Annotated in this window: 24 protein-coding genes; 14 read left to right on the top strand and 10 right to left on the bottom strand. The window is 69.8% G+C overall.

The features are described 5' to 3' along the window. The first annotated feature begins 1 nt into the window (after position 1). Both FHS38_RS32010 and FHS38_RS32005 read left to right on the top strand, forming a co-directional pair. Positions 2-961, top strand: coding sequence for an ATP-binding cassette domain-containing protein (locus FHS38_RS32010; RefSeq protein ID WP_184739599.1), 960 nt, complete (start codon positions 2-4; stop codon positions 959-961). Then, entirely contained in the window at positions 958-1,695 is a 738-nt protein-coding gene (locus FHS38_RS32005) for a hypothetical protein (RefSeq protein ID WP_184739597.1), read from the top strand. Before FHS38_RS32010 ends, FHS38_RS32005 begins: the two co-directional genes overlap by 4 nt. Before the next feature lie 498 nt (positions 1,696-2,193). On the opposite strand, the gene FHS38_RS32000 is transcribed toward FHS38_RS32005, so the two are convergent. From FHS38_RS32000 to FHS38_RS31980, 5 genes are all read right to left on the bottom strand, one after another. Further along, complete coding sequence (locus tag FHS38_RS32000; RefSeq protein ID WP_184739595.1) at positions 2,194-2,850, bottom strand: class I SAM-dependent methyltransferase; 657 nt, start codon at positions 2,848-2,850, stop codon at positions 2,194-2,196. A gap of 378 nt (positions 2,851-3,228) precedes the next feature. Continuing rightward, positions 3,229-3,576 carry a hypothetical protein gene (locus FHS38_RS31995; RefSeq protein WP_184739593.1) on the bottom strand — a complete coding sequence of 116 codons (348 nt, stop codon included), beginning with the start codon at positions 3,574-3,576 and terminating at the stop codon, positions 3,229-3,231. A gap of 16 nt (positions 3,577-3,592) precedes the next feature. After that, the gene (locus FHS38_RS31990; protein WP_184739591.1) at positions 3,593-4,243 is read right to left on the bottom strand and encodes an HNH endonuclease family protein; all 651 of its coding nucleotides are present in this window, start codon (positions 4,241-4,243) and stop codon (positions 3,593-3,595) included. 1,004 nt (positions 4,244-5,247) lie between these two features. Next, positions 5,248-6,321, bottom strand: coding sequence for a hypothetical protein (locus tag FHS38_RS31985; protein ID WP_184739589.1), 1,074 nt, complete (start codon positions 6,319-6,321; stop codon positions 5,248-5,250). Continuing rightward, positions 6,321-6,494, bottom strand: a complete 174-nt coding sequence (locus tag FHS38_RS31980) for a sigma factor-like helix-turn-helix DNA-binding protein (protein ID WP_184739587.1) — start codon at positions 6,492-6,494, stop codon at positions 6,321-6,323. Before FHS38_RS31980 ends, FHS38_RS31985 begins: the two co-directional genes overlap by 1 nt. A gap of 807 nt (positions 6,495-7,301) precedes the next feature. On the opposite strand from FHS38_RS31980, the gene FHS38_RS31975 reads away from it, so the two are divergent. The 4 genes from FHS38_RS31975 to FHS38_RS31960 all read left to right on the top strand — a co-directional run bounded on the left by FHS38_RS31975 (position 7,302) and on the right by FHS38_RS31960 (position 9,091). Further along, complete coding sequence (locus FHS38_RS31975) at positions 7,302-7,601, top strand: hypothetical protein (RefSeq protein ID WP_184739586.1); 300 nt, start codon at positions 7,302-7,304, stop codon at positions 7,599-7,601. Then, positions 7,598-7,921 (top strand): hypothetical protein, encoded by a 324-nt coding sequence (locus FHS38_RS31970; protein WP_184739584.1) that lies wholly within the window; start codon positions 7,598-7,600, stop codon positions 7,919-7,921. The genes FHS38_RS31975 and FHS38_RS31970 overlap by 4 nt, the downstream gene beginning before the upstream one ends. A gap of 229 nt (positions 7,922-8,150) precedes the next feature. Beyond that, positions 8,151-8,429, top strand: coding sequence for a hypothetical protein (locus FHS38_RS31965; protein WP_184739582.1), 279 nt, complete (start codon positions 8,151-8,153; stop codon positions 8,427-8,429). Positions 8,430-8,581: 152 nt separating this feature from the next. Beyond that, positions 8,582-9,091: a hypothetical protein gene (locus FHS38_RS31960; protein ID WP_184739580.1), complete on the top strand. Its 510-nt coding sequence runs from the start codon at positions 8,582-8,584 to the stop codon at positions 9,089-9,091. 31 nt (positions 9,092-9,122) lie between these two features. Here the strand turns inward: FHS38_RS31960 and FHS38_RS31955 are convergent, their stop codons facing one another. Together FHS38_RS31955 and FHS38_RS31950 are read right to left on the bottom strand one after the other, a co-directional pair. Further along, a complete protein-coding gene (locus FHS38_RS31955; RefSeq protein WP_184739578.1) occupies positions 9,123-9,716 on the bottom strand; it encodes a Holliday junction resolvase-like protein in 594 nt (197 codons plus the stop codon). A 32-nt stretch (positions 9,717-9,748) separates the two neighbouring features. Further along, the gene (locus tag FHS38_RS31950) at positions 9,749-12,415 is read right to left on the bottom strand and encodes a P-loop NTPase family protein (protein ID WP_184739576.1); all 2,667 of its coding nucleotides are present in this window, start codon (positions 12,413-12,415) and stop codon (positions 9,749-9,751) included. 201 nt (positions 12,416-12,616) lie between these two features. On the opposite strand from FHS38_RS31950, the gene FHS38_RS31945 reads away from it, so the two are divergent. Next, on the top strand, positions 12,617-12,892 hold the full coding sequence (locus FHS38_RS31945; RefSeq protein WP_184739574.1) for a hypothetical protein: 276 nt from the start codon (positions 12,617-12,619) through the stop codon (positions 12,890-12,892). On the opposite strand, the gene FHS38_RS31940 is transcribed toward FHS38_RS31945, so the two are convergent. Then, positions 12,856-14,742 carry a zeta toxin family protein gene (locus tag FHS38_RS31940; RefSeq protein WP_229822849.1) on the bottom strand — a complete coding sequence of 629 codons (1,887 nt, stop codon included), beginning with the start codon at positions 14,740-14,742 and terminating at the stop codon, positions 12,856-12,858. The genes FHS38_RS31945 and FHS38_RS31940 overlap by 37 nt on opposite strands. Before the next feature lie 89 nt (positions 14,743-14,831). Between FHS38_RS31940 and tap the strand changes: the two genes are divergently transcribed. Then, complete coding sequence (tap, locus tag FHS38_RS31935; protein ID WP_184739572.1) at positions 14,832-17,054, top strand: telomere-associated protein Tap; 2,223 nt, start codon at positions 14,832-14,834, stop codon at positions 17,052-17,054. 3 nt (positions 17,055-17,057) lie between these two features. Further along, on the top strand, positions 17,058-17,615 hold the full coding sequence (gene tpg, locus FHS38_RS31930) for a telomere-protecting terminal protein Tpg (RefSeq protein ID WP_184739570.1): 558 nt from the start codon (positions 17,058-17,060) through the stop codon (positions 17,613-17,615). 245 nt (positions 17,616-17,860) lie between these two features. Here tpg and FHS38_RS31925 read toward each other — a convergent pair whose 3' ends face one another. Then, entirely contained in the window at positions 17,861-18,493 is a 633-nt protein-coding gene (locus FHS38_RS31925) for a hypothetical protein (RefSeq protein WP_184739567.1), read from the bottom strand. A gap of 167 nt (positions 18,494-18,660) precedes the next feature. Then, positions 18,661-19,227: a hypothetical protein gene (locus FHS38_RS31920; protein ID WP_184739566.1), complete on the bottom strand. Its 567-nt coding sequence runs from the start codon at positions 19,225-19,227 to the stop codon at positions 18,661-18,663. 287 nt (positions 19,228-19,514) lie between these two features. On the opposite strand from FHS38_RS31920, the gene FHS38_RS31915 reads away from it, so the two are divergent. The 5 genes from FHS38_RS31915 to FHS38_RS31895 all read left to right on the top strand — a co-directional run bounded on the left by FHS38_RS31915 (position 19,515) and on the right by FHS38_RS31895 (position 23,625). Continuing rightward, a complete protein-coding gene (locus FHS38_RS31915) occupies positions 19,515-19,745 on the top strand; it encodes a hypothetical protein (protein WP_184739564.1) in 231 nt (76 codons plus the stop codon). A gap of 53 nt (positions 19,746-19,798) precedes the next feature. Further along, a complete protein-coding gene (locus FHS38_RS31910; RefSeq protein ID WP_229822850.1) occupies positions 19,799-19,993 on the top strand; it encodes a hypothetical protein in 195 nt (64 codons plus the stop codon). A 607-nt stretch (positions 19,994-20,600) separates the two neighbouring features. Next, positions 20,601-21,716 (top strand): bifunctional DNA primase/polymerase, encoded by a 1,116-nt coding sequence (locus tag FHS38_RS31905; protein WP_184739562.1) that lies wholly within the window; start codon positions 20,601-20,603, stop codon positions 21,714-21,716. After that, positions 21,713-23,227: a DNA primase family protein gene (locus FHS38_RS31900; protein WP_184739560.1), complete on the top strand. Its 1,515-nt coding sequence runs from the start codon at positions 21,713-21,715 to the stop codon at positions 23,225-23,227. The genes FHS38_RS31905 and FHS38_RS31900 overlap by 4 nt, the downstream gene beginning before the upstream one ends. Then, positions 23,224-23,625 (top strand): DUF6009 family protein, encoded by a 402-nt coding sequence (locus FHS38_RS31895; RefSeq protein ID WP_184739558.1) that lies wholly within the window; start codon positions 23,224-23,226, stop codon positions 23,623-23,625. The genes FHS38_RS31900 and FHS38_RS31895 overlap by 4 nt, the downstream gene beginning before the upstream one ends. The last annotated feature ends 468 nt before the right edge of the window (positions 23,626-24,093 follow it).

Here is a 24,093-nt window from a genome sequence, read left to right as displayed (position 1 = left end):
CATGGGCGGCATCAACGTCCGGGGCCTGACCAAGAGCTACCGGAGGCAGAAGGTCGTCGACGACCTGACGTTCGACGTACACCCCGGCACGGTCACCGGCTTCCTCGGCCCCAACGGCGCCGGGAAGACCACCACCATGCGCATGCTTGTGGGACTGGTCCGGCCCGACGCCGGCACCGCTCTTCTCGCCGGCCGGCCCTATTCCGACTACCCCTCACCCCTGCGTGCGGTCGGCGCCCTGCTCGATCCCGGCTGGGTGCATCCGCAACGCACTGCCCGGGCCCACCTCGACTGGCTCGCCCGCTCCAACGGCTTGCCTGAAGACCGCGTCGACGCCGTGCTCCTGATGGTCGGGCTCTCCACCGTGGGCGACCGGCGCTTCGGCGCGCTCTCTCTCGGCATGCGCCAGCGCCTCGGCATCGCGGCTGCGATGCTCGGTGACCCTGAGGTCCTCGTCCTCGACGAGCCCGCAAACGGCCTCGATCCGCAGGGCATCGCCTGGCTGCGGGGGCTGCTGCGCGACCTCGCGGCCGACGGGCGCACCGTCCTCGTGTCGAGCCACCTGCTTGCCGAGACCGCCCTCCTTGCCGATGACCTCGTCATCATCGGCCGCGGCAGGCTGCTACAGCAGTGCACCACGGCCGAGTTCACCGCCCTCCAACAGACACATGTGCTCGTCCGCGCCAAAGACCAGGAACGTCTCGCGACGGTGGTCGCCGAAGCGGGCGGAACGATCGACGCCGCCCCCAACCCCCGGCCTGTCGATCCCGACATCCGCCTCGTCAGGGGACTCTCGGCGGAGGAGATCGGTCACGCCGCCCTGCAGGCAGGACTGGTGCTCCATGAGCTGACACCCCGCCGGCGCACTGTGGAGGAGGAGTACCTGCGCCTCACCGCCGACTCGGTCGAGTACTACAGCCGGCCACCAGCCGTACGTCCCGAGAAAAGCCCTGAACAGTGAATACCTCAGTCCTTCGCGCAGAGCTCGTCAAACTGCGCACGCTCCGCTCCACCTGGTGGTTCCTCGGAGTGATCGCCGCTCTGGCCATCGCCGTCAGCGGCCTCGCCGTGCACAGCCCGGGCAAGGGGCGGGCACCCGGGCTGGAGGAGGCGCTATACGGCCCGGCGTTCACCCAACTCCTCATACCCCTGCTGGGTGTGCGGAGCGTGAGCCAGGACCTGCGGACAGGCACCATCTGGTCCTCCTTCTTGGCGGTGCCCTCCTGGAACAGGCTGCTGATCGGCAAGGCGACAGTCGTCGCCCTCGTCGCAGCGGCGGCGGGTCTTCTGGTTGAGGCCACCGCGCTGGGTGTCGCTCTGCTCGTGGAGCCGGCGATGGCCCTGGTTCCGTCGTGCGCCGAAGGCTGGCGGCCGCTGCTGGCCCTGCCCGTGACCTTCGCGATCGGCGGTGTGCTGGGCGTCGCAGTAGGACTCCTGCTGCGTGGCGGCCTGGCCGACACGCTCCTTGTCATGTGGCCCTTGGCCCTCGAACCGGCGCTCGGTGCGGCGGGAAAGCCCCTGCTCGGCTTCGAAGTCGCTGCCTGGCTCCCGTACGGGACGATGAACGAATTCTCCGGCCAGAGCGGTGGGGTGCCGTTCTTCGCTGGCCCGTCGGTCGCCGGTGTGTACACCGCAGTCATCGTCGTATGCCTGCTGGCTCTCGGGATCAGGCGGCAGAAACGCAGAGAGCCCTAGGGGGCCGTCGGCGTTTGATGATCTGACCTGGGACGTACGTCGTACCAAGGGACGGTTCGACCCCGGGCCACGGTGCTGCGGGGCAGCTGCGCGTGCGGCTGGCGGGGGATGGCCGAGTACCCGCTCGACTGTACCACCCTGCCCAAAGACAAGATGTCCGTCAGCTTTTCCGGGAGATTCAGCCGCAGGATTCCTTGCTCATCGACCGTGGCCAGCCCGTGCGAGCCGTGGGCGATGTGCTCGATGACCGCGGTCGGATCAAGCGGGCAGCCCAGGTCGTGCTTCGTGTGCTGCCAGAGCCGGTAGTGAGCCGGCCTCTCCGTTCCCAGGCGAGTCCCCTTGCGCACCGGTCCGACGCGCGCCTCGCACTTCCAGCAGATCAGTTTCCCCGCCAGCTGGTGCGGCTCTCCCGGCAGCCCGATGCGGCCCCCGACGCCAGGAGGAGTCGGGGGCCGCCGGTGCTCAAGGGTGAGCCGTGGAGGCAGCTGGCCGGAGTGGTCAGATCCGCGCGATCAGGGCGTAGCGTTCGTCGGTCACTGGGCCGCCCCACAGAACGGCATCGGCGCTGAGAGGTTCGATGCGCAGGTCGCTGACGAGCGGGCGCACTGCCTCCGCCAGGTCTTCGGCGGCGATGCCCCGATGCCAGGGAAGGGCGCCGGCACCGGCGACGTACGGCACTCCGCTCTGCCCGGCCTCACACCAGCGGCCCTCAACGAGGACCAGGAGGCCGCCGGGGCGGATGCGGCCGGTCCACTCGTTCAAGGCCGCGTGCGGGTCGGGCAGGGTCCACACCAGGTGGCGGGAGAGCAGGACGTCGAACTTCTCCTGGCCGGTGGGCGGCGCGGCGGCATCGCCGACCAGGAACCGGCCCTGAAGGCCGGCGGCCGTCAGCTTGGCCCGGGCCTGCCCGACCATCCGCGGCGCCAGGTCCACCCCCGTCACCCGGTGCCCGGCTTCGGCGATCAGCTCGGAGAGCGATCCGGTGCCGCAGCCGACGTCCAGCACGTCGGCCGGGGCGGACGGCAGCCAGGCGGACAGCCGGTCCGCCCACGCGGCGCGGGTGTCCGCGGCCTTGAGGCCGTGGTCCGGCTCGTCGTCGAAGTCCGGGGCGGCGGCGTCCCAGTAGGCGGCGATGGCAGCAGCAGGGTTCGTCATCCGGTGATCCTTTCAGCCGCCACTGACAACGCGCCGGGGGAGCGCCGAGGCCGGTTATGGGCTCAGCGGGATGGAGCTGCTGCCACTGCGGCCCCTCGGCCGCAGTCGCCTGTGCGGCATCGGTCAGGCGGCCTTGTGCTCTCGGCCCCTGCGGGTGAGCGCAGTGATCAGCTCCTCGCGGTTCATGAAGGAGCGGCCGGAGATGTCTTCCACGTCCGGATGGTCACCGCGTGCTCTCCGCGTGGGCGGAGGTGAGCTGGCGACGGACGGAACGCTCACGGGCTGGGCCTGGTGGCGAGTGGTGTAGGTACGGGACTGGGAGACAAGGGGGGATGCGCACTGGTGACTAGTGCCCGCGCCGGGCCGCTGGTGCCGGACTCAGCGGCCGATGTCGCCCGCGTCCAACACGTCGGCCTTGGCCGGAGGCCGCACATCCAATGGCTTATCGAAGGCGCTGAACGAGGTGGTGCTGTGAAGTTCAGGGCTTTTGTAGACGGCCTTGAGGATGTACGGCTTGCTGCCGGTGGCGACATAGAAGGTGTACGAGCCCCCCTTGTCCGCCTCGTCGGTGACCACCAGCGGAATCGCGGGGGTGCCGTTGACCTTGGTCGGTTCGCCCTTCTTCGCTACGCCAAAGGACGTGAACTCCCGGGTGCATTCGGCGAGACCGTCTCCCGCGTGCGCCCTACTGGAGGGGGCCTTGATCCAGCGACTCTGGCCCTTCACGCCTGAAAAGCCAAGCTCAGGGGGCGGGGGTGTAGGTGAGCGGGGTGTTGGGGCAGGACGCGACGAGTTCTTGCAGGGTGATGTGCTCGTCCGTGTCGACCGTCAGGTGCCAGCGGAGTTTGGTAGCGGTCCAGTCCTCGAGGTATCGGCAGTGGGAGGGCTGGTGCGGGGGCATCCAGGTCGCCGGGTCCTGATCGGCCTTGGAGCGGTTGGAGCGGGCAGTAACCGCGGCCAGGGACCGGTCGGCGTCGAGGTCGTTGGCGTAGGCCTGGCGGCGCTCGGCGCTCCAGGCGGACGCGCCGGAGTCCCAGGCTTCGGCGAGGGGGACCATGTGGTCGATATCGATCGTGGCGGCCCCGCTCACGTCAGTGTCGTCGTACCAGGAATGCCAGCGTCCGCCCGTGATCTTGCACCCTGGCCCCACCTCGGGCGCATCCACGGCCTCGGCGATGAGGACTTCGGCGCGGGTGTGGCACCCGTCCCGGTCGGCGTCCACCCAGTGCCGGAAGGCGGTGCGCTGGTAACCCTCACGGGACTCGGCCGCGACCGGCAGTGAGGCGACCGCCTCGTGCAGTCCGACGGTCTCCGCCTGCGCCGGGGTGGCAGCGGTGAGCGGCAGCACGACGACAGCACAGGCAGCCAGTACGCGCAGGGCGTTGATCAACATGCGGCAATTCCCCATCCCTCGGTCCACGACGATGTGCTTCCGGGATAGGGCCAGCGGCCGGGCGCGAGCACGGTTCTTGGCGCGGTGTCACTCCTGGGGGTAGCGAAACCACCTCCACGAGGGGCAGCCTGTGCACGGCCGGCACGCGACGCGCACGCTGCTCGTCGCGCGGGCCGGGTCTGACCGGGCACGACAGGCGCCGGCGCTCTCCGCGCAGGCGGGGGGAGCCGTCCATGCCTGCCACAGTGTGCGCGGAGCGCAGGCGAACAGTCAGCCTGACCTGCGGAGAACGGTTGTACTGCAGAACTCGGTCCGCCTCGGGCAGGCGTGGAGCGACCGGTTCAGTGGCAGTGGTTCACCGGCTGGCGGATGTGCGGCCTGCACGGGCGGTTCTGGCCAGGTGCGTTCCCTGCATGACGCCGACGGCCCAGAGGACCGCAGCAGACCAAGTAACGGGCGGCTCCGTCCCCATGCTGAGTCCGGTCACGACCACAGGGCTGGCGCTTGGCGTGCGGAGCGTTGATCCCGGTGATGACGTTGATGATCCGGTGCAGTTCGGTGGTGAAGATCGCCCGCTCGTAGGCGACCCAGATGTCAGGGTCCTCCGACAGCTGGAACCCCTCAGACCGCCTTGCCGTGGACATGGCCCGGCAGGCCCCTCACGGCTACTCGCCCCGCAGCAGCTGGGCGAGGGCCTCGTCCAGATCGGTCTGCCCTGTGGCGACCGCCGTCCCCGCCGAGTGGCTACGCGTGGTCGCTGAAGCAAGGTGCCGTTACATCACCGAGTGGACGTCAGTGAAGATCCGCTGGTCCCCTACCGTGGACCTGACCGAGAAGGAGGCCCCCACCGGCTACGCGGATGAGTGTCCCAACGCACCGGTCACCGTGAGCCCTCGAGCCTGACCCGTCGTCTGGTCCGGCCTGCAGCCAGCTGGCTCTGCTCGGCACACGAGTTGCCTACGTTGTTTCAGCATGAGGCTGGGAGCCGGAGATACGGTTCTGGCTCATGTCAGTTCGGCGAAGTCCCGCGTCGGCGCCGTGCCTGTGCCCGACCGGACTACCCAGACCCCGCTCCCCGCAGGCGTCTCCTGCGACTTCTTCTTGAGGCCTTCGACGTCCATCGCGTCCGGCCAATGGGTTCCGCTTTCGGACCAGCGCACGCCAGTGAGGTCGACGCCTTTCAGGTCAGTGGTGCGCAGGTCTGATGTCGTGAAGTCGTTGAGGAATGTGGCCACTGATTCCACGTCGAGGACGGGCAGCTCTCGGCCGAGCGCTTCGCTGATGATCCGCCTCACCTTGCTGATGAGTGTGTATACGAGGGGGAGACCACGGGCGTCGTCGAGGTAGCGGACGAGGTGGATGGTGCTGGCGAGGGCGAGGGTGAGAGCGCGGTCAGGATCGCGGGCATAGAGGCTGGCGGGGCCGAGAATTCCGTCGAGGTTGCGGACGACGGTGCAGGCGTGGTTGAAGGCGCTGGCGCGGTCGAAGCTGGCGCGGTCGAAGGCGATGCCGAGGCGGCGGGTGAGGTCGGTGGCGCCGTCGAGGGTGCGGGCGAGATCATTGAAGATGCGGCCAGCGCTGTCGAAGGAGCTATTGAGAGCAGTGGCGCTGTTGAGGGCGATGGCTCCTTGAGGATCAGTGGCGCTCTCGAGAATGCAAATGAGGTGGCGGGCGAGCTGGCCGGCGTGGCCGACGACGCGTTCGAAGTTGCGGGCGTGGTCGATGGCGCGAAGTGCCGTTGTGATGTCAGGGTTGGTGCGCAGCGTCAGGCGGATCTGTGGGCTGACCGACAGGGGGAACTCCGCAGATACGAGGTCCTCATCTGCGGAACTTGTCGGCGACTGGAGATCTGGAGCGGGTGTGGCCGAGGGGAGGATCGCGGCTAGGCCAGCACCGACGTCGAGAACCGAGTCGAGATCGTCCACCAGGGTGTCGTGGCGGGACTGGAGCAGGATCTCGCGCAGACCGGCTTCGACGTCGAGGACGGGGTTGAGGTCTTCCAGGAGGGAGCACTGGTGCTGGTCGAGCCAGCGGTCTGCAGCCCGGTCGCGTTCGTGGGTCTCGTGGTGGTCGGTCACTATTCCTCCTCCCCTTGCCTGATGTACTCAGCAAGGGTGCGGCGGGCTTTCTTGAGGCTGGCGCGCACTGCCTCGGGGGTCAGTTCGAGCTGCTGGGCGATCTCGGAGGGGGTGTAGCCACTGAGTGTCCAGGCCAGGATTTGACGCTGCCGGTACGGCAGCGAAGCCGACATCCGTCGCCCTGCTCGTCGAGCTCGAGCCGGCCCCCGTCGGCGACTGCTTCGGCAGCGCCAGCGAGGTACTGCTGCCGAGCCCGCTCATGCTGCACCTGCCAGCGCAGGCGTAGCCACAGGCCGAGCAGGGCACAAACCTGGCCGACCATGATCGAGACCATGGTGGCGGCGGTGACCGTGTCCATGCGCATCTCCCCCCTCTTGTATGGATCGCAAGACCGGCTGGTTGGCCCGTCATGAGTGAGAGCCTGGACGGACCCGCGCCGTGAACCCCAGACCACGGGAATTTCCATCGGCCGGAGCGTTCCGCCGGTAGGGCTCTGGTGAGGGCCGTCTGTGACGTGGCTGGCGGTCTCGAGCTGGCCGTCTCAGAAAGCCTCAGCAGCTGGACGCTCAGAAGCCGGGCGATGTGCCCAAGGTCAGGCCGGCGATCACGACGAACCTGCCGCGTCATACGGGCGGATCCCTGGCCCGAACGGCTTCAACCGTTCCCCATGCCCGGCTTCCGGGCACGCGTCGGCCCTCCCGTGGGGAGGGCCGGGAGGGCGGCGCGGTCCCCGCCCGTGAGGCAGCCCATGGGCGAGGCCGAGCAGGGGTTCTCCGCCTGGGGAGGCGGGAGATCACCGCTGGTTCAGCATGGCACTGGAATCAGCCACACAACAGGGGAGTGACTGAATTTCGCGGGTGTGGTGAAGGTGCCCGCCCGGACCGCCGACAGGCACGCTTCGAGCGGGCTCGCCCACCGAGGCAGGTCGACTGGAGCACCCCGGAGGCGGCAGACTCGGGACAGACGGAAGGGGTACAGCGATGAGCGCACAACCGGTGCACTACGGCGACAGCGGGGCGCCGTCGATCCCGCGCACCCAGAACGGGGTGGCGGAGGCGCTGCCGCCGGCGGACCGGATGGAGTTCTACCGGGAGATCGGGCAGGCGGACGAGCACGAGCTGCTGGGCGTACTGCGCCGCTGGTGGCTGCGGGCGACCATGTACGCCGACCCGCTGCCGGAATCGGTCCGCACCGCTGTTGAGAACGGGACTGCACCCGGGCGCCCGGCGGCCGCAGTGATCCGCGAGGCCCTGGCCGCGCGCGAGGCGGACAGCCGGTGAGCGATGAGTACAACAAGCAGGACGACGGCGAAGGCGAAGACGACCGGATCCAGCTTTCGCCCGCCGCTCTCCCGCTGCTTTCCCCCGAGGTCTCGGCCTCGGTCTTCTCCGCCGTCATGAACTTGATGGTGGAACTGCGCGAGCATCCGGTGCCGCCGCTGGCGCAGCCGGTCCCGGGGCGGCCGGGCTGGTTCTCGGCCCCGCTCGCCCGGGACGTCGGCCTGGCCGAGTATCACGTGCGTGAGGGCGAGCCGGGCGACGACGGCCCGCGTATCTACGTCGCCCGCATCGTGATCTCGGACGACTGGCCCGATTTCTGAGCAGGCACGACGACGGCGGCAGGGCCATGATCCCGCGATGAAGAGCAGAAGGCGGTCCGACGGGAGGAGCTCCCGTCGGACCGCCTTTGAGTTCCAGGCGACGGAGGGTGAGCACCAAGTCCGACTGGTGCATCCGCTCCGGTTGGCGAGCCCACACACCAGCCCCTGGGGCGCGATAGCGTGGACGCCCTGATGACCGCCGTTCCTCATGATCCGGCAGGAGCTCCGCGTGCCCGATGAACCCGCGCAGAGCGAGATCCGCACTCTCACGCGCCGTTTCAAGCAAGCGCAGGAGCGGACGGACCGCGAGTTCGGGATCGTCAAGAGTGATCTCACCGCGCTGCGGCTCCAGGTCGACAACCTTGACCAGAAGGTCAGCAACCTCGGCTCCAAGGTGGACGAGCTCGCCGACGAGATGCGCGGTCTGAGCGAGAAGGTCGACCGTAACCAGGCACAAATCGTCCAGCTGCTGTCCGCCCTGGTCGGCAAGTCTCCAGACGCCAGCTGATCATCCTGGAGAAGGGCTCGGACTCCCGTGGCGGGGGTTCCGAGCCCTTTCTCGTGCTGCGCGCCGGGATGTCTCATTCCTACCTGTCGTGGGCATGCCCCGGGGATGATCAGGGCGTCCGAATATGCGGCGAGCGAAGTGGGGGCCGGGGCGTGCTGGAACAGGTCAACGAGCAGACCGAGCAGGGGTACGTGCTGCTGCAGGCGGCAGCAGCCGAGGGAGCGCTGGGCGATATCGAAGCCGCCTACCGCAGGGCGGAGACTCTGGCCGGGCTCGACGATGCGGCGGCCGCGGTGCTCGTACGCGTCGCGAGCGACTTCGTGTGCAGGTTGTCCCTGGCGCAGGGCCCGGACTGGACCACGAGCAAGGATGATGACGGCAACCAGGTCAACATCGAGGAGCGCTCTCCCGAGGAGCGGGTTTTCACCCGCCGGATGATGGCTGCCTGGTCGGCCGGTGACACCGGAACGTTCCAGGCGCTGCTGGGCAGCGTCTGCGCCGACCCGCGACGACGCCGTACCCATCTCCAGGACCTGTTCCGGCTCGCCGTCGACGAAGCCGAGCTCCACGGCAGTCGCGCGATGCGGCCGTTCACCGTGGTCCGGCAGATGACTAACTCCATCCTCAAGGAAGGGCTGCAGAGGAAGGACTGGAACCGTTGACCGCCCAGCGATCGCCGTAGGGCGAGGATCGTCAGTTAGGCGCGTCGACGTCCGGTGGGGGCTTCGTGATGTCCGGGGTTCCCTCGAAGCTGTCGGCCTGGATCCGCCGGATGCCCACGATGGGCTTACCCGACCGCGCCGGCGCCACCTCAGTTCGGGGCTGGTAGGAGAGCTGCCCGTTCGTCTCCCGGGCCTTCCAGTACTCCCCGCGGGTGCGGCCGTCGTTCATGGCCGCGAGGACCGCGCGCTGCTCGCGGGTGAGTGCGCTGGAGCCGTACTTCACGTCGGCCAGGACGATCGTGAGGTCCTCGGGTTTCCGGGTTCCTTGCCGGATCTCGAAGAGGCCGTCGAAGACGAGGAAGTCGATGTTCCCGCCGACGTGGACGATGTCCTTGGGGTGGTAGCCGTGCTCGGCCGCGTACGGGAAGGCGTTCTCGGCGACGTGGCCGTCGAAGGTACTGCGCGAGCTACGGGCAGCGGCCTTGCCCCGCTCCGCCAGGGCCCTCTGGTGGTTCTCCAAGGCTGTGCGGAGCTCCTCGAGGGCCTGGTCGGCACGCTGCTGCGCTGCGGTGGCGTCGGCGCGGGCCGAGCGCACGAGTAAGGACGCCGCGATCACAATCGCCACCAGGACGACTGTCATCACGATGGCGAGGGCTATCACCTGGTCCCCCCGCGCCGGGCGGTGACCAGGGTGCGCCAGCGGTCGCGGGTAGCCTCTTCACCGTCGAGCCACCGCACGGGCGGCCCCGGCCGGGCGGGGGTCGGGCGACCGGCCATGAAGCAGACGATGTCGGTGTAGTAGGCGTAGTCGCCGTTGCGCGTCAGTTCTTCGAGCCGGGAGAGCGCGGCATCCAGGGCGGCGTCGGCGCCGCGGACGGCGTGGTGGAAGGCGAGGCCGAGCTCGAGGGTGGCCTCGGCGGAGGCCAGACCGCCGACGCTGATCTCGGTGCGCAGCAGGTGGGCGCGGGCGTCGAGGTCGGTGATGGTGCCGGCGTCGCGGATCAGGGCGGCGATCTGGGTGGTGAGGGTGGTGGCGCGCAGGTCGAGGCCGGAGAGCAGGTGGTGGGCGAGGTCGAGCTCGTCGTCGGCCCGGGCGGGGTCGGTGAAGGCGGTGACGAAGGCGAGCTGGGCCTGGGTGGTGGCGCGCTCACCGGCGATGCCGTGCTGCTCGGCCTCGGCGCGGGCGGCCTCGTAGGCGTCGGTGGCTTGGTCCATGAGCCCTTGGGTCCACCAGATGTCGCCGAGGACGCGGTGGTGCCGGCCTTCCCAGCCGAGCGTGCGGGCCGTGTCCAAGGCGGTGGGAAAGTCCCCGCGGAGGCGGGCGAGGTGGGTCAGGCCGCGGCGGGCGGCGGGGGCGAGACGGCCGCCGCCGGCGGCGACGCGCTGCATCCCCGTGCGGGAGGCGTCGCTGCGCCCGAGGTCGCGCTGGGCCTTGGCCAGGTAGTACGTCGCCATCTCGGTCAGGTCGTCGGGTAGCAGCCCGGTGTCGATGACCGTGGTGAGGCGGTCCGCGGTGCGTGTCCGGTGTTCGTGCTGGCGGCGGGCGAGGGCGGACAGCAGCTCGATCAGGGCGTCGGCGGCCGTGTGCATGCTGCTGGCGTTCGGCTCGTCGGGAGTGGGCGGGGCGAGGGGTTCCCAGATGGAGTCGCCGACGTAGGCCCAGGCGGCCTCGGCGAGCCAGCCGAGGCCGAGGCGGTGGTCACGGGCCAGGCGCAGGCCCTGGCGCAGGCAGCCGATCAGCAGGATGCGGCCGGGAGCGAGCGTGCTGCTCCACTGGTCGCCGAGCGCGGCGAGGGCGCGCTCGGCGGCCTGGCGCCAGTCGTCGGCCGTCCAGCGGTCGTCGGTGTGGTCGGTGGCGGTGCGGACGGCCGTGCCGATGGCTCCGTGGAGGGAGAAGGGCCACAGGCTGTACGGGTTCTCGTCGACGAGGGGCCGCTCGGTCAGCCGCTGGGCGGCCGCCTGGTGGGGCAGGCCCGCGGTGCGGGTGGCCAGGGTCAGGTCGAAGGCGTCGAGCAGAGCGACGGAGCGCAGGACGTGGCGCTCGTCGGCGGTCAGGTCGGAGAGAGTGCGGGCGATCAGGGCGCCGAAGGAGTGGTCGAAGTCGTCGGCGGTGGGGGTGCGGCCGGCGCGCCGGAGCTCCAGGAAGCGTGAGATGGCCAGGTCCAGGTGTAGCGGCAGGCCGTGAGAGCGGGCGGTGATCACGGCCCGGATGTCCGCGCTGATCAGGGGCTGGCCGTCGCGGGAGAGCCGGCGGGCGAGGTAGTCGTCGCAGTCCTCGGGCGCGAAGTCGCCGACCAGGATCTGCCGGCCGCCGATGGCCGGGGTGTGCGCGGGCGGGATGTCGCGGGCGGGCAGGCCGGGCCATGCGTGGGGGCCGGTGAAGTCGAGCTGCCCTTGCAGGCTCTCGTCGGCCCACTGCAGGCGGGCGCGCCCGCTGATGATGAACAGGGCGTTCGGTATCAGCCACACCACGCGTTGCAGGAGGCGCTCGAAGTCGCGGTGGGTGCGGTCGCCGATGTCCTCGAAGGTGTCGAAGAGGATCACGGGCACGACGCGCTTCTTCGCGGGCAGCCGGGCGAGCTCCCAGGCGAGCAGGTGCGGGTAGTAGCTGAGCGCGTCGAGATCGGGCTCGGACTCCAGGAGGTCGGCCAGGCGCGTGCAGCCGGCGAGCGCCCGGACGGTCTGCCGCCGCTCGCGCAAGGCCCGCACCACAGCCCCGGTGACCTGGCCGACCGCCGCGCCGACGACGCCGGGCAGCTCCAGGGCGCCGACGACCTCGCCGACCGCGGCCTGCATCTGCTGCGGCAGCATCTCGGCGAACTTCCCCCGCAACCCGCTGCGCCGTACGTACTCCTCCAGCGACTCCCCGGGATGGTTGTGCTCCCAGTACCGGCGCAGGGCCAGGTCGAAGGCGGGCAGGGGGCGTCCGACGGCTTCAGCGAGGGCGAGCCGGATCGCGAGCACGACGCGTTCGAAGTCGGTGCCGGCGGCGCGCGAAAGGTCGATGCGGATGGGCAGGACCTTCTCGCCTGCCCAGGTGGGCTCGCCCCACTGGGCGGGCCGGTGCTCGGCGGAGGCGAGGGACAGCTCGAGTTTGCGGGAGAGCGTGGTCTTCCCGACTCCTCCGACCCCGTGGACCATCAGCACGTTGCCCCGCGGCGCCTCCAGGTCCTCCACGTCGAAGGACGCATCGGCCGTGCGCTGCAGGTGTTCGCCGAGCGCGGCCGCGACGAGCTCCCACTGCCTCTCGCGGTTGGTGAACGCCTCCGCCGTCGACAGCCCCAGATCGTTCGTGCCGAACAGCGCTCTGAGATCCCGCCCCACGTCCCCACCCCTGACCCCTGATCGTTGATCACTTGAGTCCAACCTATGTGCCCACAGGGCCCCTTGAGGAAGCATCTCCCCGGTGCCGGGGCGGGGGCAGGGGTTCCGCACGACCGGCCCCGGCGCGCGGCGGGGTCTTGCCAGAACCGGCCAGAGGGACAATGACCGTTTCCGACCAAGATCAACAGGAAGGGGTGTGCCGTGTCCGACACTCCCAGCTCTGATTTCTCCGGCCTGGAGGGCGGCGAGGAGCAGGCGGCCGAGGAAGCCATCCAGGAAGTGGTGAACTGGTACAACATCCAGCTCCTCGAGCAGCGCCGCGCACCGGTACCGGACGAGGAGCGGATCGAGGAGCTGAAGGCCGGCCGGGAGGCCGCCCTCGCCGACGGAGCCCAGCTGGCGACGGCGGATCCGGAGGAGGCCGGCCGGGTCGCCGCCGTCTACGCCGCGCGGCTGAGGGAGCTCAAGAAGGTGTAGCCCGCGGTCCTGCCCGGTACGGGCAGGGGCCACAGGGTCGGGTGCGGCCGGCCGAGGGGAGCTGGCTGCACCCGCGCGGGCATCAGCGGCCGGGCGAGTGCAGCGATCTCGTCCAGCTCCTCCCGGTGCCGCGGCAGCGCCCGGCGCAGGCCCTGGTGGAGACGGAGGAAGGCCGCGGCCTCCTGCTCGGTGTAGGGGCGGAGCCGTTCCGCTGCCAGGGCCCACGACGCCCGTCCGGCGCTGCCGTGCTCGTGGCGCAGCAGGGCCTGGCCGTCCCGGCGGATCACCGTGATGGCCGCAATCTGCGGGTGCTGCTCGGCGGCGGCGACAATGTCGGCGAGCGCGCGGAAGCAGGTGTCGTGTCCGGCGTGGCTGGTGAAACGGGCGGTGCCGCCACGCTGCAGGGCGCGGGCGTAGCGCAGCGCGGTCGCGAGCCGGCTGTCGGCCTCCCGCACGGCCAGGACGACAAGCTCGACTCCGTAGCCGCCGGCCGCGAACGGCCCCGTGCTGGCGAGGAACTCCTGCACGCTGCCGGGGGCGGCCTCGATCAGAACGTCGCCGCTGCGGTCGCGCACGTACTTCTCGGCCCAGGTGAACCAGGACCGGTAGTCGGCCCGGATCGCCGCCCCGGCGCCTCGGGGGTCGTCGCGCAGCAGCTGGAAGTAGTCGGGGTGCTGGGCTTTGAGGTCGTCACCGACCAGCCGGGTCGTGCCGGGCCGCATCGCGCGGCGGACCATCCGGGCGGCTAGCAGCTTGCCCGCCCCGGGCTGCCCCAAGACGTAGACGGCGCGCGGATCGTCGCGGGTGATGATGCCGTTCAGGTAGGACGGGGCGATCAGCTCGTCGAAGACCCACTGATGCTCGGCGGCGGAGAGCCGGTGGTAGTCGACGCCCGGCGCGCGCCGTCGGGGCTGGGCGATGCGGCGCACCGGCTCGGCGAGCGCGGCAGCCCGCCTCGCGTCGCGCATGACGGCCAGGCGCTCGTCCTCACCCGGCACATCGCGGTGCAGGCGCGCCTCGGCGCGGGCGATCTCGTGGTGGAAGGCGGCCGTTTCCCGGGCCGTCCACGGGCGCGAGCGTCCGCGGGCGACGGCCTTGTCGGCGGCGGGCCGACGGCGCCACGCACCGCCGATGAGCTCGTTGTCGTAGAGCACGGTGCCGTCGCGCCGCACCACCGTGATGCGGTCGGCTATGTGCTCGGCCTCGATGACCGCTAGCGTCACCAGCATCTGCTGCGCGCACGCGTCGTGGTTCTCCCAGGACACATACCGCCCGCTACCGGTGACGGCCTGCCCGAGGTAGCGGTCCAGCACGCCGACCTGGCTGAGGGCTTCGGCGACGGCGAGGACCACCACCTCAATGCGGTAGTGAGCCTGGCGGTAGGCGACGGCGGCCTTCCGGAATGCGCCGGGATCGGCGAGTGCCGTCTCAATCACCGCGTCGAACCTGTGCTCGCGCAGGTAAGCCTCGACGGCGGCCTGCCACCGGCGGGTATCGGGCCGGACCTTGGCTCCGGCGGTGCGGACGTCCTCGGCCAGGAGCTGGGCATAGTGGCGGTGCACCGCCTTGTATAAATCGCTGCCGACCCGCACCGCCCCGCCGCGCCGGGCCAGGACCGCGTGCAGCAGATCGGCCCACGTGCTCTTCCCGCTGCCGGGCTGGCCCGCGACGAAGATGACGACCGGCTGTTCCTGACGTGCCGCTCCCTTCGCCCACGTCGGCCAGATGAGCCGGTCCAGGACGTCGCGGCTCTCTTCGTCGGACAGCACGACCGGCACGACGTCCTTCTCACTCACCTGGATCTCCTTGCGCGGCATGGCGGACCGCTTGAAATCGATTTCGATCTTCAACCGGATGGAGAATAACAGCGAAGCGCGATCCGTGAGCGATTCAAGTGTGATCCATGAGAGTTCCGTGAGCGATTCAGGTAGGATGGTGGATGGAGGTGGCCCTTGTGCCCAATGAGGAAGAGGCGCTGTTCAGCGCTGTCGACGCACTGCTCGAGCAGGTCAGCCAGGCCCCCCTGCCGGACCCCGTCGAGCGGAAACGCCTGCGTGAGGCGGCCGGCCTGAGTCAGGCCCAGATCGCGAAGGCGCTGGATGCGCGCCGGGAGGCGGTGGGGAACTGGGAGAGCGGCAAGACGGAGCCGCGGCCGCCCAAGCGTGCCGCGTACGCCCGGCTCCTGGAAGGCCTCGCCGCCCGCTACCCTGCCCCAGCCGCCGCCGCTCCCACCGCTGACCTAGCGGCGGCGGTCCCGGAGGCGTTCACCGGCCCGGCACCGGAGCCCGAGCCGGTCCCCGAACCCGCCGCTGTGCCGCCAACCCGCCCGGCGGCGCGCAGTACATCCAGGCCCGCCCCGTCGTCGCAGCGCCCGGGTGCGCACAAGGCGGTGACGAAGAAGACCACGGCGACGACCGCCGCCGTCGACCCGCGCTTCGAGAACGGCCCGCTCGCGGTGATCGACGCCGACGCCGACGGGCAGGTGTCGGCGTACTGCGTCGGCGGCCTGGTCCTGGACGTGCCCGCCAAGTCGGTCCCGGCGCTGGTGGACTGGACGCTGACCGAGGCCCGGCTCGGGCAGGCCCGGCTGCACCGCAACGGCCGCGACGCCGACCCGATCCTCGTCCTCACCGCGTCCGCGCTGGAGCGCTACGGCCTGCCCGCCGCGCTGTCGGAGGAGGAGCAGCGCCACGGACGGCTCGCGGCCGGCCACAAGGTGGTCAAACAGATCGGCAAGGCCGGCCTCCAGCTCACCCAGCGCGGGTTCGGGCCGTGGGCCCGCGTCTTCCGCGAGCCCGAGGGGGCCCGGCGCCGCTGCGTCCAGCTGTGCATCCTGCCCTGGAACGCGCTGGACACCCGGGAGTGGGGCAAGAAGGACGACCCGCAGTTGCTGCTGACGATGCACCCGGCCGACCTCGCCCGCTACCTCGGTCTCTACGCGGCCCGGGTGATGACACCGCGCGGAAGCACCGCGACAACCGGCCTGGAACTCATGGTCGCACTGCGCCCGCCGACCCGCGCGGAGAAGGACCCGGCCACCGGCGAGTTCAAGCGGGCCTTCAACGACGACGCGCTCACCGCCCGGTATGACGTGGTGGAGTGCGAGGTCCCCGACGAGCACCCGGCCCTCAAGGGGAAGTTCGCCCGCCACCACCTGCGAACCCCTGCCGAGATGCTGATGGAGGAGCCCTACGACTGGTGCCGGCCGCTGACCGACGAGGAATGCATGAACCCGTTCCTGGTCGCGGTCGACATCAACATGTCCTTCGCCGCAGCTGCGAACGGACTCGCGGTCGGGCTCAACGGGCCGACGCACCTGAAGAACAACCCGACGTTCGACGCGTCACTGCCCGGCTCGTGGCTGGTCGACCTCTCCCACATCGACCTGTCCCGGGTGCGGGTCAACGGCCGCACCGTCGACGGCGACCGGCTCCCGAGCCCGTTCACGCCGAAGGGCGACCGGCCCGAGGGCCCGGCCTGGTACGCCACCCCCACCGTCACCTACGCGGTGGAGCTCGGCTTCGACGTCGCGCCGATCCAGGCGTACGTGCGCACCCAGACCGGCCGCTACCTGGACTCCTGGTACAAGCGGCTGCGCGACGCGTACGTGGAGACGATGGCCGACATGGGCGTCACCACCGACCTCCAGGGCCAGGAGTTCCTGGACGCGATGGCACGACGCAAGCAGACCGACCCCACGATGGCGCTCCTGGAGACCGCCATCAAGGCGACCGCGAAGGGCGGCATCGGCAAGCTGCGCCAGCGCAGCCGGGGCCAGGTGCCGTACTACGAGGAGTACCCGGCGCTCAGCCGGGAGACGTGGCGCCCCGACATCCGGGCCGCCGTGCTGGCGGCCCAGCGGACCGGCCTGCACCGCAAGCTGATGAAGACGGCGGCCGCCGCCGACCTGTACCCGGTCTCCATCGGCACCGACGCGATCGTCTACCCCTCGCCCGGCCCGTCCCCGCTGGACATCCTGCCGCTCACCGACGAGGGCAAGCCCGTGCCGGGCACGTTCCGCCTCGGGGTCTCGCCCGGGATGGTCAAGCACCAGGGCACCCAGACCGTCCTGTGGGCGGAATCCCAGTTCGAGGAACGCGGCGGCGTGTTCAACATCGCCAACCTCATCAAGACCGACCCGACGGCCGGAGAAGGGGAGTAACCCATGGTCGACTCACTCGGGGACAGCCTGGACCGCGCGCTGGAGGGAGCGTTCACCCGCCGCCCCCCGCAGAGCGCCCAGGCGCAGATGAAGTACCTGGTCAAGCAGCTCAAGAGCACCAAGGCCGCCGCTCAGACGCTCGGGATCTCCCAGCGCACCGTGGAGCGGTACGTCGCGGGCAAGCTCAAGCGGCCCCGCCAGGACCTGCGCGGGCGCCTGGAGCGCGAGGTCAAGAAACGGTGGCAGCCGCAAGTCCGCGCAAAGGCGAGGAAGAAGGCGGCGTCCACGGACGGCCTGGTCGTCTCCACCCGCGCCAGGTTTGGTTTCACCGCCGCCGCGGGCACGACCGACGACGCCCGGATCCGCGACATCACCCAGGCCCTGCCACCCGCATTCGCGGACGCGCTGTTCACCGCGCGGGAGCAGGGTGCCACCGAGCAGCAGCTCCAGCAGATCGCGGCCGATGGTCTTGCCCAGATGTACTTCCGTGCCAGCAACAGCCGCGCGCACGGGCTGGGTGTGGAGTTCACCGATGTGGAGCGGATCGACATCGAGCTGTAGCAGGCCCGGCAGCCACGAGGCCCCGCACCAGCGTGTGGCTGAGCGCTTCAGTCGGCGAGTGAGCAGTGGATCTGGTGAGTTGAGTGGCGTCGAGCAGGCTCATACAGCACCCGCCGAGTGACGAGCCCGGAGTGACCGCGGCGCCCCTGGGACGAACGAGCCGGTGCCCGAAGACGTCGAGGAGGTCACCGATTGTTCTGCAGGAGATTCGCGACGTGGCCTCGGGCCAGACAGCCGATGGGAGGCTATCGAGCGCGTCGCAGCCGCTTTTTGAGCCTTCGGCTAGAGATCGTCAAGTGTTGTGCCTCAGACCCTCGCAGAGTCAGTTGCATGTTCCGGATAACGTGACTGTGCTTGAAAGGCCACCGGTACTTACCTGAAAGTGTTGCTGGATGCAGGGCGGTGGGGCCAACCAAGTCAGGCATGAGATCGCGGATCCATTCGGTTCCATCAGCGTCCAAGAAGGTCACTACGAGACGAATCACTGCGAGGGGAGCGACCGTCACTTCGTTACCACTACTGAGGGATTCCTCTTCTCCAGGCCGAATGAGCGGGGCGATGGGGGTGGTCATCACTACTCGGCGACCCTCCAAGGCGTCTGGATCATGATGTTCCATCACGAGGTGAACTCCTGACACGGGCCGCTCAGCAAGGTTCGCCACCCGCGGCGTGTAGCTGCAGCGGTCGTCCGGCAGGACTGCTGTGCGCTCAAGCCAGCAGATGACCTGTGCGGCTTCTTGCCGCTCCTCCTTCCGGCGGTCGCGAAGCAGGATGTAGAACCCCAGCAGCAGCGATCCGCTTGTCAGGAACGCGCTTGCCCAGGCGGGAACCGTGCCCCAGCCCAAGCCCTGCAGCCAGCCCCAGTTCAGTCCACCCATGGCGACATCTTTCCGCCGAGAACGATCGCTCGAAACGGACTTGAGGAAATCTGAGGCGACGCTGTGAGCACGCGCTGTTAACCGTGGCCGACGATCAGCCTCCGCGGCCCCGCCGAACTTCCTCGACGACCAGTCCGACACGAAGCGCGTGACACATACACGCACGTTCAGGGGTTGATGCCAGCGGTTCTCCAAACCGTGGCCAGCTGCTCGTACGTGGCGTTGAAGTCGAAGCCCGGTGTGCTGTCCAGGCAGAAGGCGGCGTTGAGGTCCCGGCCAGCCGGGATATCGAGAGTGAGCACCGTCAGCACTCTCTCCAGGTCGGCGACGTAGTCCGCAAGGGTCCGGGAGGCTGAGGAGTACCCGTTGAAACCGATCAACTCCAGCAGTTCCCGGAGCTCAACGGTGCCCGCTTCGCCGTCCCGCGCGCCCCGCAGGACCTCCAGAACCTTCCACAGGGCGTCCAGCTCGAAAGCTGGAACGACGACCATGTGGAAGGCGGACCCCTCAGCCTCGGGGGCCAGGACGCTGTCTTTGATGCCGCCGATCGCGTTCTCGGCAATGCGGTAGGTGAGAGCGGGCAGGAGGTACCGATCCGCGTCGTCTCTATCCTCAGCGACCTCGACGGCCCTACCGAGAAGGCCGAACGTCTGTTCTAGGTGGGCGGCGCCCTCAATCCAGGACGTATCACCGGGCAGAACGCACACCCGGTCAGGCTGCTGTCGCTTCGTCATGGCGGCAGCATGCCCCTCCTCGCAAGGAGAAATCCGGGGATGCCGCAGACCAGTACCCGCCGACCGGCGGCTGCGGGCGGATCGACCGGTGACCACTGACACCACCACTGCCGCGCTCTTGGCCCACGCCCTGCAGGACACCGCCAACCGCTCCTCCGTTCCGTGGAGCGTGTGCCCGAGCATGGGCGAACACCCTCAATCAGGCCCGGATCGTCCGTACCGGGTTCGGCGACCCGCCCCGGCGCTACCGTGGTGACACACGCCAGATGACACTCCAGGAGCCCCGGATGAGCGAGCAGCCGGCCCTCGTGCCCGACCGTCAGCCCCTCGATGAGCACGCCGCCGCGTCCGCCCGCGCGTACGCGGCCGACCAGCGCGCGAAGGTCGACGTCCTCGCCTCGGTGCTGGAAGACATCGCGGAGAACGGCTACCCGGCCGCGGAGTCCGGTGTGCTGTGGGAGGACGCCCGCGACGCCCACCTGGAACGCCTCGCCGGTCAGCAGCCCCGTGTCGCCTGAGCACGCCCCGCGCCGCTCCCAGGTCGTCCTGGTGGAGCCCGCGCTGAGCCAGTTTGGCGAAGCTCACCGCGAGCGAGACGCACCGCCTGGACCGCGCGGTCGTCGCGATCAGCGTCAACCCGGAGCTGGGCGCCCCGGTGCCCGACACTCTGCTGCGCGACTACGCAGACAACATCGACGGGGTCCGCGTCATCTACTACGTGACCGCCCTCCGACAGATCACGATCGTGGCGTACGTCGAAGCCTGATCACAAAGCAGCGCCCTGGAACCGATGGTCCGGGGCGCTGCTTTGTCTGCTGTGGTCCTGCCGGAGAGCGATGACATTCAAAGGCTGGCCCCAAGCGCCACACGGCTGCTGCTTCGAGGAGCGGCGCCAAAACAGCTGTAGTGAGTCGCTTCGGTCGCTTCGGTCGCCGGTCAGGCGCCGCAGCAAAACGGCAGCGACTGAAGAGGAGTGACCCACGGATCAACAGTCGCTGCCTCTACTGCTCAAGAAACCGCAGGTCAGATGGGGTACACGCTTGCTGACAGCGACTGAAGCGACTGTAGGTCCGACTTATGAAGACATTCCCGTGTGCGCGTGTGCGTTGTATATAGGAGACTTCAGTCGCTACAGTCGCTCTTTAGCCCCCTAAAGCCCATCTGACGTGCAGTTTTCTCTCTGGAGCAAGAGAGCGACCGAACCCTGCCGAGTCGCTGCGCTTGCTCGTCAGTCGCTGAGGCTCCGAACTTGGGCTGGTCGCATTGATCGACACGGATGTTCCGTTTCTTCCCCCAGGTCCATGCCGCCCGGCAGAGCCTTCGCTAGTCTGTGTTCGTCATTGAGTCGCTTCGGTCGCTGATAGGGGAACCACATGCCTGCTGAGCTGCGATTTTCTCGCAGCGACTCAGGGCAGCGGTCCCCATGTGCTTCAGGCGCTGCGCTCGGTTCGCTGGGCACTGCCCGGTGGTGCGCGAGCAACGCCTGGCCTGTTCATCCGCTCGCGCCGGGTCGTAAGACGCCCGCCGCCAACTGCGGAGCCTGCCGCCAGCCCGGTCACACCGCGGCTGACTGCCGCTGCCTGGCCGCTGGCCGCTGGTGCCACGGCTTCCACGCAGCGACCTGCGACCCGGAGCGCATTGACACATGGTGGGGCGCCAACCCAGGTTTCGGTGTCGGCGTCGCGTGCGGTCCCGCCCGCCTGGTCGTCATTGACGTCGACGCACATCTCACCGAAGCCCCGACCCGCGACAGGGTCCTGCCCGGCATCGCGATCGGTGAGCACATTGACCTGACGGGGCTGGCCAACGGTTTCCATACCCTGGCCGTCCTCGCTGCCCTGCGCAGCCAGCCCACCCCCGCCGAAGACACCAGCACGCTGAGAGTCCGCACCCCGTCCGGCGGCCTGCACATCTGGTACCGGATCGATGACGGCCGCCGCTGGCTGTGCTCCGCCGGGTCCAGTACCGGCCGTGCTCTGGCCTGGCAGGTCGACGTGCGCGCGCACGGCGGCTACATCGTCGCTCCTGGCACCACCACCAACGCCGGGACCTACACCCCGCTCGCAGGAGCCCACGAACCCGCCCCCCTGCCGGCCTGGCTCGCCCTCGAGCTGCAACGCACCGGACATCTGCATGCACCAGCCGTTCCGGCTCCCCGGCCGGTGCCACCGCGGGCGAAGCAGGCCGTCATCGCCGCCGGTGGCAGCAGCGACAGGGTGCAGCGCACCCTCCACTCAGTCCTCGCGGACGTGACCGCCTGCGGCCAGGTCCGCGAAGGGGCTGGCTTCTCCAGCACCCTCAACCGTGCTGCTTACACCATCGGCGGGCTGGTCGCCGCCGGACTGCTCGCTCGCAGTGAGGCAGAGAGAATCCTGGGCGAAGCGGCAGCAGTCGCCCGTCCGGGGCAGGAACGGCGTGCTGCCCCGATCATCCAGAGCGGCCTGACCGCCGGAACGCAGCGCCCCCTGTCCCCTGGGAGCCGCTCGTGACCACCCCCGGCGACAACGTGCTGTTCGACTTCGACCCCCAGGCCGTCGCCGCACAGATCCTTGCCCAGCAGCCCGCACCCCTGCCCGCGCAGACCGCCGTCGGCCACCATGCCGCGGCCGGTCAGGCGACGGCGGCCGGGCTGCTGCCCGATACCCTCACCGACCGCGGCAACGCGAAGCTCTTCGTCAAGCTGTACGCCAACGACTACCGGCACGTCCCCGGGCTGGGCTGGTACCGGTGGGACAGCACCCGATGGCAGGTCGACGAGGACGACACCGTCCTGTGGGCCGCCGGCGACCTCGCAGAGACCATCGCCACCACCGACCCCCGCGGCCTCTACAGCAATCAGTCCCTGCAGAAGCACCGTCGCCGTGCCCTGTCGACCTCGGGCATCAACGCCATGCTCACCCAGGCGAAATCCGCCCCCGGCATGGTGCTCAACGCTGCCCTCCTGGACGCCGACCCCTACGCCCTGTGCACGCCCGAGGGAATCGTCGACCTGCGCACCGGCCTGCTGAAAACCCCCGACCCGAACAAGGACTTCCACTCCCGCTCCACCAGCGTCGGCCCCCAGCAGATCACCACGCCCCGCTGGCACCGCTTCCTCACCGACACCTTCGGCGCAGACGCCGAAGGCCAGGAGATGATCCGCTTTCTGCAGGTGCTGCTCGGCTACTCCGTCACCGGCGATGTGGGCGGGCAGGTCATGCCCTTCCTCTTCGGCGCGGGCAAGAACGGCAAGTCGGTCCTGCTGGATGTCCTGATGAAGCTCCTCGGGGACTACGCCGACGCCGCCCCGCCCGGGTTCTTGATGGCCCGCCCTTACGAAGGCCACCCCACCGACCTGGCTGAACTCCACGGCCGGCGGGTCATCGTCTGCTCCGAGGTCAAGCCCGGCGACAAGTTCGACGAGGCCCGCGTCAAGCTGCTCACCGGCGGAGACCGGATCAAGGCCCGCCGCATGCGGCAGGACTTCTTCAGCTTCGAGCCCACCCATAAACTGTGGCTGCTCGGCAATCACCGGCCGGAGGTCGGTACCGGCGGCTTCGCGTTCTGGCGCCGCATGCGCCTGATCCCCTTCGAACGCGTCGTATCCGATGACCGGAAGATCGACAACCTGGCCGACATGCTGGTGACCGAGGAAGGGCCCGGGATCCTCAACTGGCTCATCGAGGGCGCCCGCCGCTACCTCGCCGGGGACAAGGACCTCACCGGCCCGCAGCGCGTCCGCATTGCCACCACCGCCTACGCCGAAACCGAAGACCACACCGGCCGCTTCTTCGACGAATGCTGCACCCTCGAGACCGACCAGCGGGCCGAGCAGGCCAGCCTCTACGCGGCCTACAAGGCCTGGTGCCAGAATGAAGGGGCCACGGCCATCTCCTCCCGCGCGTTCGCCCAGCGGGCCCGCGAGCTGGCCGGGCTGGCCTCGCCGAAGGAGATGATCCTGTCCAACTCGCGCAAGTACTACCCGGGCATCGGACTGCTCGCCGACGAGGAGAGGGCATGAGCTCCCTGATCACCGAAGACGAGATCAGCCATGAGAGCGACCTTGTGTGGCTGGAGGACGTCATGGCCCTGGACTACGTGCGCCAGAGCCTGGACCGGCTGCCCACCCGCCGCGGCAAACCCGCCTACCACCGCGACGGCCGCATGGTCGGCTACGCCATCCTCGGCCCCGGAGCGAAAGCCTCGCGCTCTTCCGGCACCTTCCGCCGCCGCGTGTTCTGGCTCCTGCCCCACGACCGTGACACCGACCCCGACGGTCTCTACGCCACCGGCGCCCCGGCCGAAGCCGTCGACCCGCGTACCGTGGCGGCCGGGATCAAGGGCAGCAAGACCGAGCGTTCCGAAGGCGGCCCGCCCTCGACCGCGATGCGCGAGCTGGGCATAACGCTGCCGCTTTGATCAAAGCCGGGCCGGCCCCCGCGCGCACCGCCGCCGAGCCCCGTCCGAGTCCCCGGAAACCCCGGCTTGCCCACGCCTTGACGGACGACGGCGGCAGCAGCCACCCCCAAGCTCCCCTCGCCGTCGGTCCCAGATACGCCGTGCCGTGGCCGTGGGACCGTGTCCGGGGCTGGTCAGTGCGGCGGATTCGCCGAAACGGCTCCTCGGCTGGTTACGGCGCCGCATGCTGTCCCGGGTGATCGATGCTCTGCCCTCTTGCAGGCTCAGGCGGACGCCTTGGCCCTGGCCGTCGCCGAGCTCCAGGCGGCGGCCGCTCCGGTGCTCAGCCATCCCGACGCGCGGGTGGCGGCTGCAACCGGCCGTCTCATGGAAGCCGTCCGCGAAGTGGAGAACCCCGAACGGCTCCGGGCGGTCTTGGAGGCCTTCGGGCAGGCAGTCCGAGACTCCCTCACCGCACCGCGTCGCCGG

Source organism: Streptomyces netropsis, assembly GCF_014203545.1.
GTDB classification, from domain to species: domain Bacteria; phylum Actinomycetota; class Actinomycetes; order Streptomycetales; family Streptomycetaceae; genus Streptomyces; species Streptomyces netropsis.
The sequence above is the reverse complement of the archived record's forward strand: the minus strand, read 5'-3'. Positions and strand labels throughout refer to the sequence as shown.

Excerpts from the sequence above, each read along its gene's own strand:
- FHS38_RS32010 (WP_184739599.1), top strand. The coding sequence starts at position 2 with ATGGGCGGCATCAACGTCCGGGGCCTGACCAAGAGCTACCGGAGGCAG.
- FHS38_RS32000 (WP_184739595.1), bottom strand. The coding sequence starts at position 2,850 with ATGACGAACCCTGCTGCTGCCATCGCCGCCTACTGGGACGCCGCCGCC.
- FHS38_RS31990 (WP_184739591.1), bottom strand. The coding sequence starts at position 4,243 with ATGTTGATCAACGCCCTGCGCGTACTGGCTGCCTGTGCTGTCGTCGTG.
- FHS38_RS31980 (WP_184739587.1), bottom strand. The coding sequence starts at position 6,494 with ATGTCGGCTTCGCTGCCGTACCGGCAGCGTCAAATCCTGGCCTGGACA.
- FHS38_RS31975 (WP_184739586.1), top strand. The coding sequence starts at position 7,302 with ATGAGCGCACAACCGGTGCACTACGGCGACAGCGGGGCGCCGTCGATC.
- tap (WP_184739572.1), top strand. The coding sequence starts at position 14,832 with ATGGAGGTGGCCCTTGTGCCCAATGAGGAAGAGGCGCTGTTCAGCGCT.
- tpg (WP_184739570.1), top strand. The coding sequence starts at position 17,058 with ATGGTCGACTCACTCGGGGACAGCCTGGACCGCGCGCTGGAGGGAGCG.
- FHS38_RS31925 (WP_184739567.1), bottom strand. The coding sequence starts at position 18,493 with ATGGGTGGACTGAACTGGGGCTGGCTGCAGGGCTTGGGCTGGGGCACG.
- FHS38_RS31920 (WP_184739566.1), bottom strand. The coding sequence starts at position 19,227 with ATGACGAAGCGACAGCAGCCTGACCGGGTGTGCGTTCTGCCCGGTGAT.
- FHS38_RS31915 (WP_184739564.1), top strand. The coding sequence starts at position 19,515 with ATGAGCGAGCAGCCGGCCCTCGTGCCCGACCGTCAGCCCCTCGATGAG.
- FHS38_RS31905 (WP_184739562.1), top strand. The coding sequence starts at position 20,601 with ATGCCTGCTGAGCTGCGATTTTCTCGCAGCGACTCAGGGCAGCGGTCC.
- FHS38_RS31895 (WP_184739558.1), top strand. The coding sequence starts at position 23,224 with ATGAGCTCCCTGATCACCGAAGACGAGATCAGCCATGAGAGCGACCTT.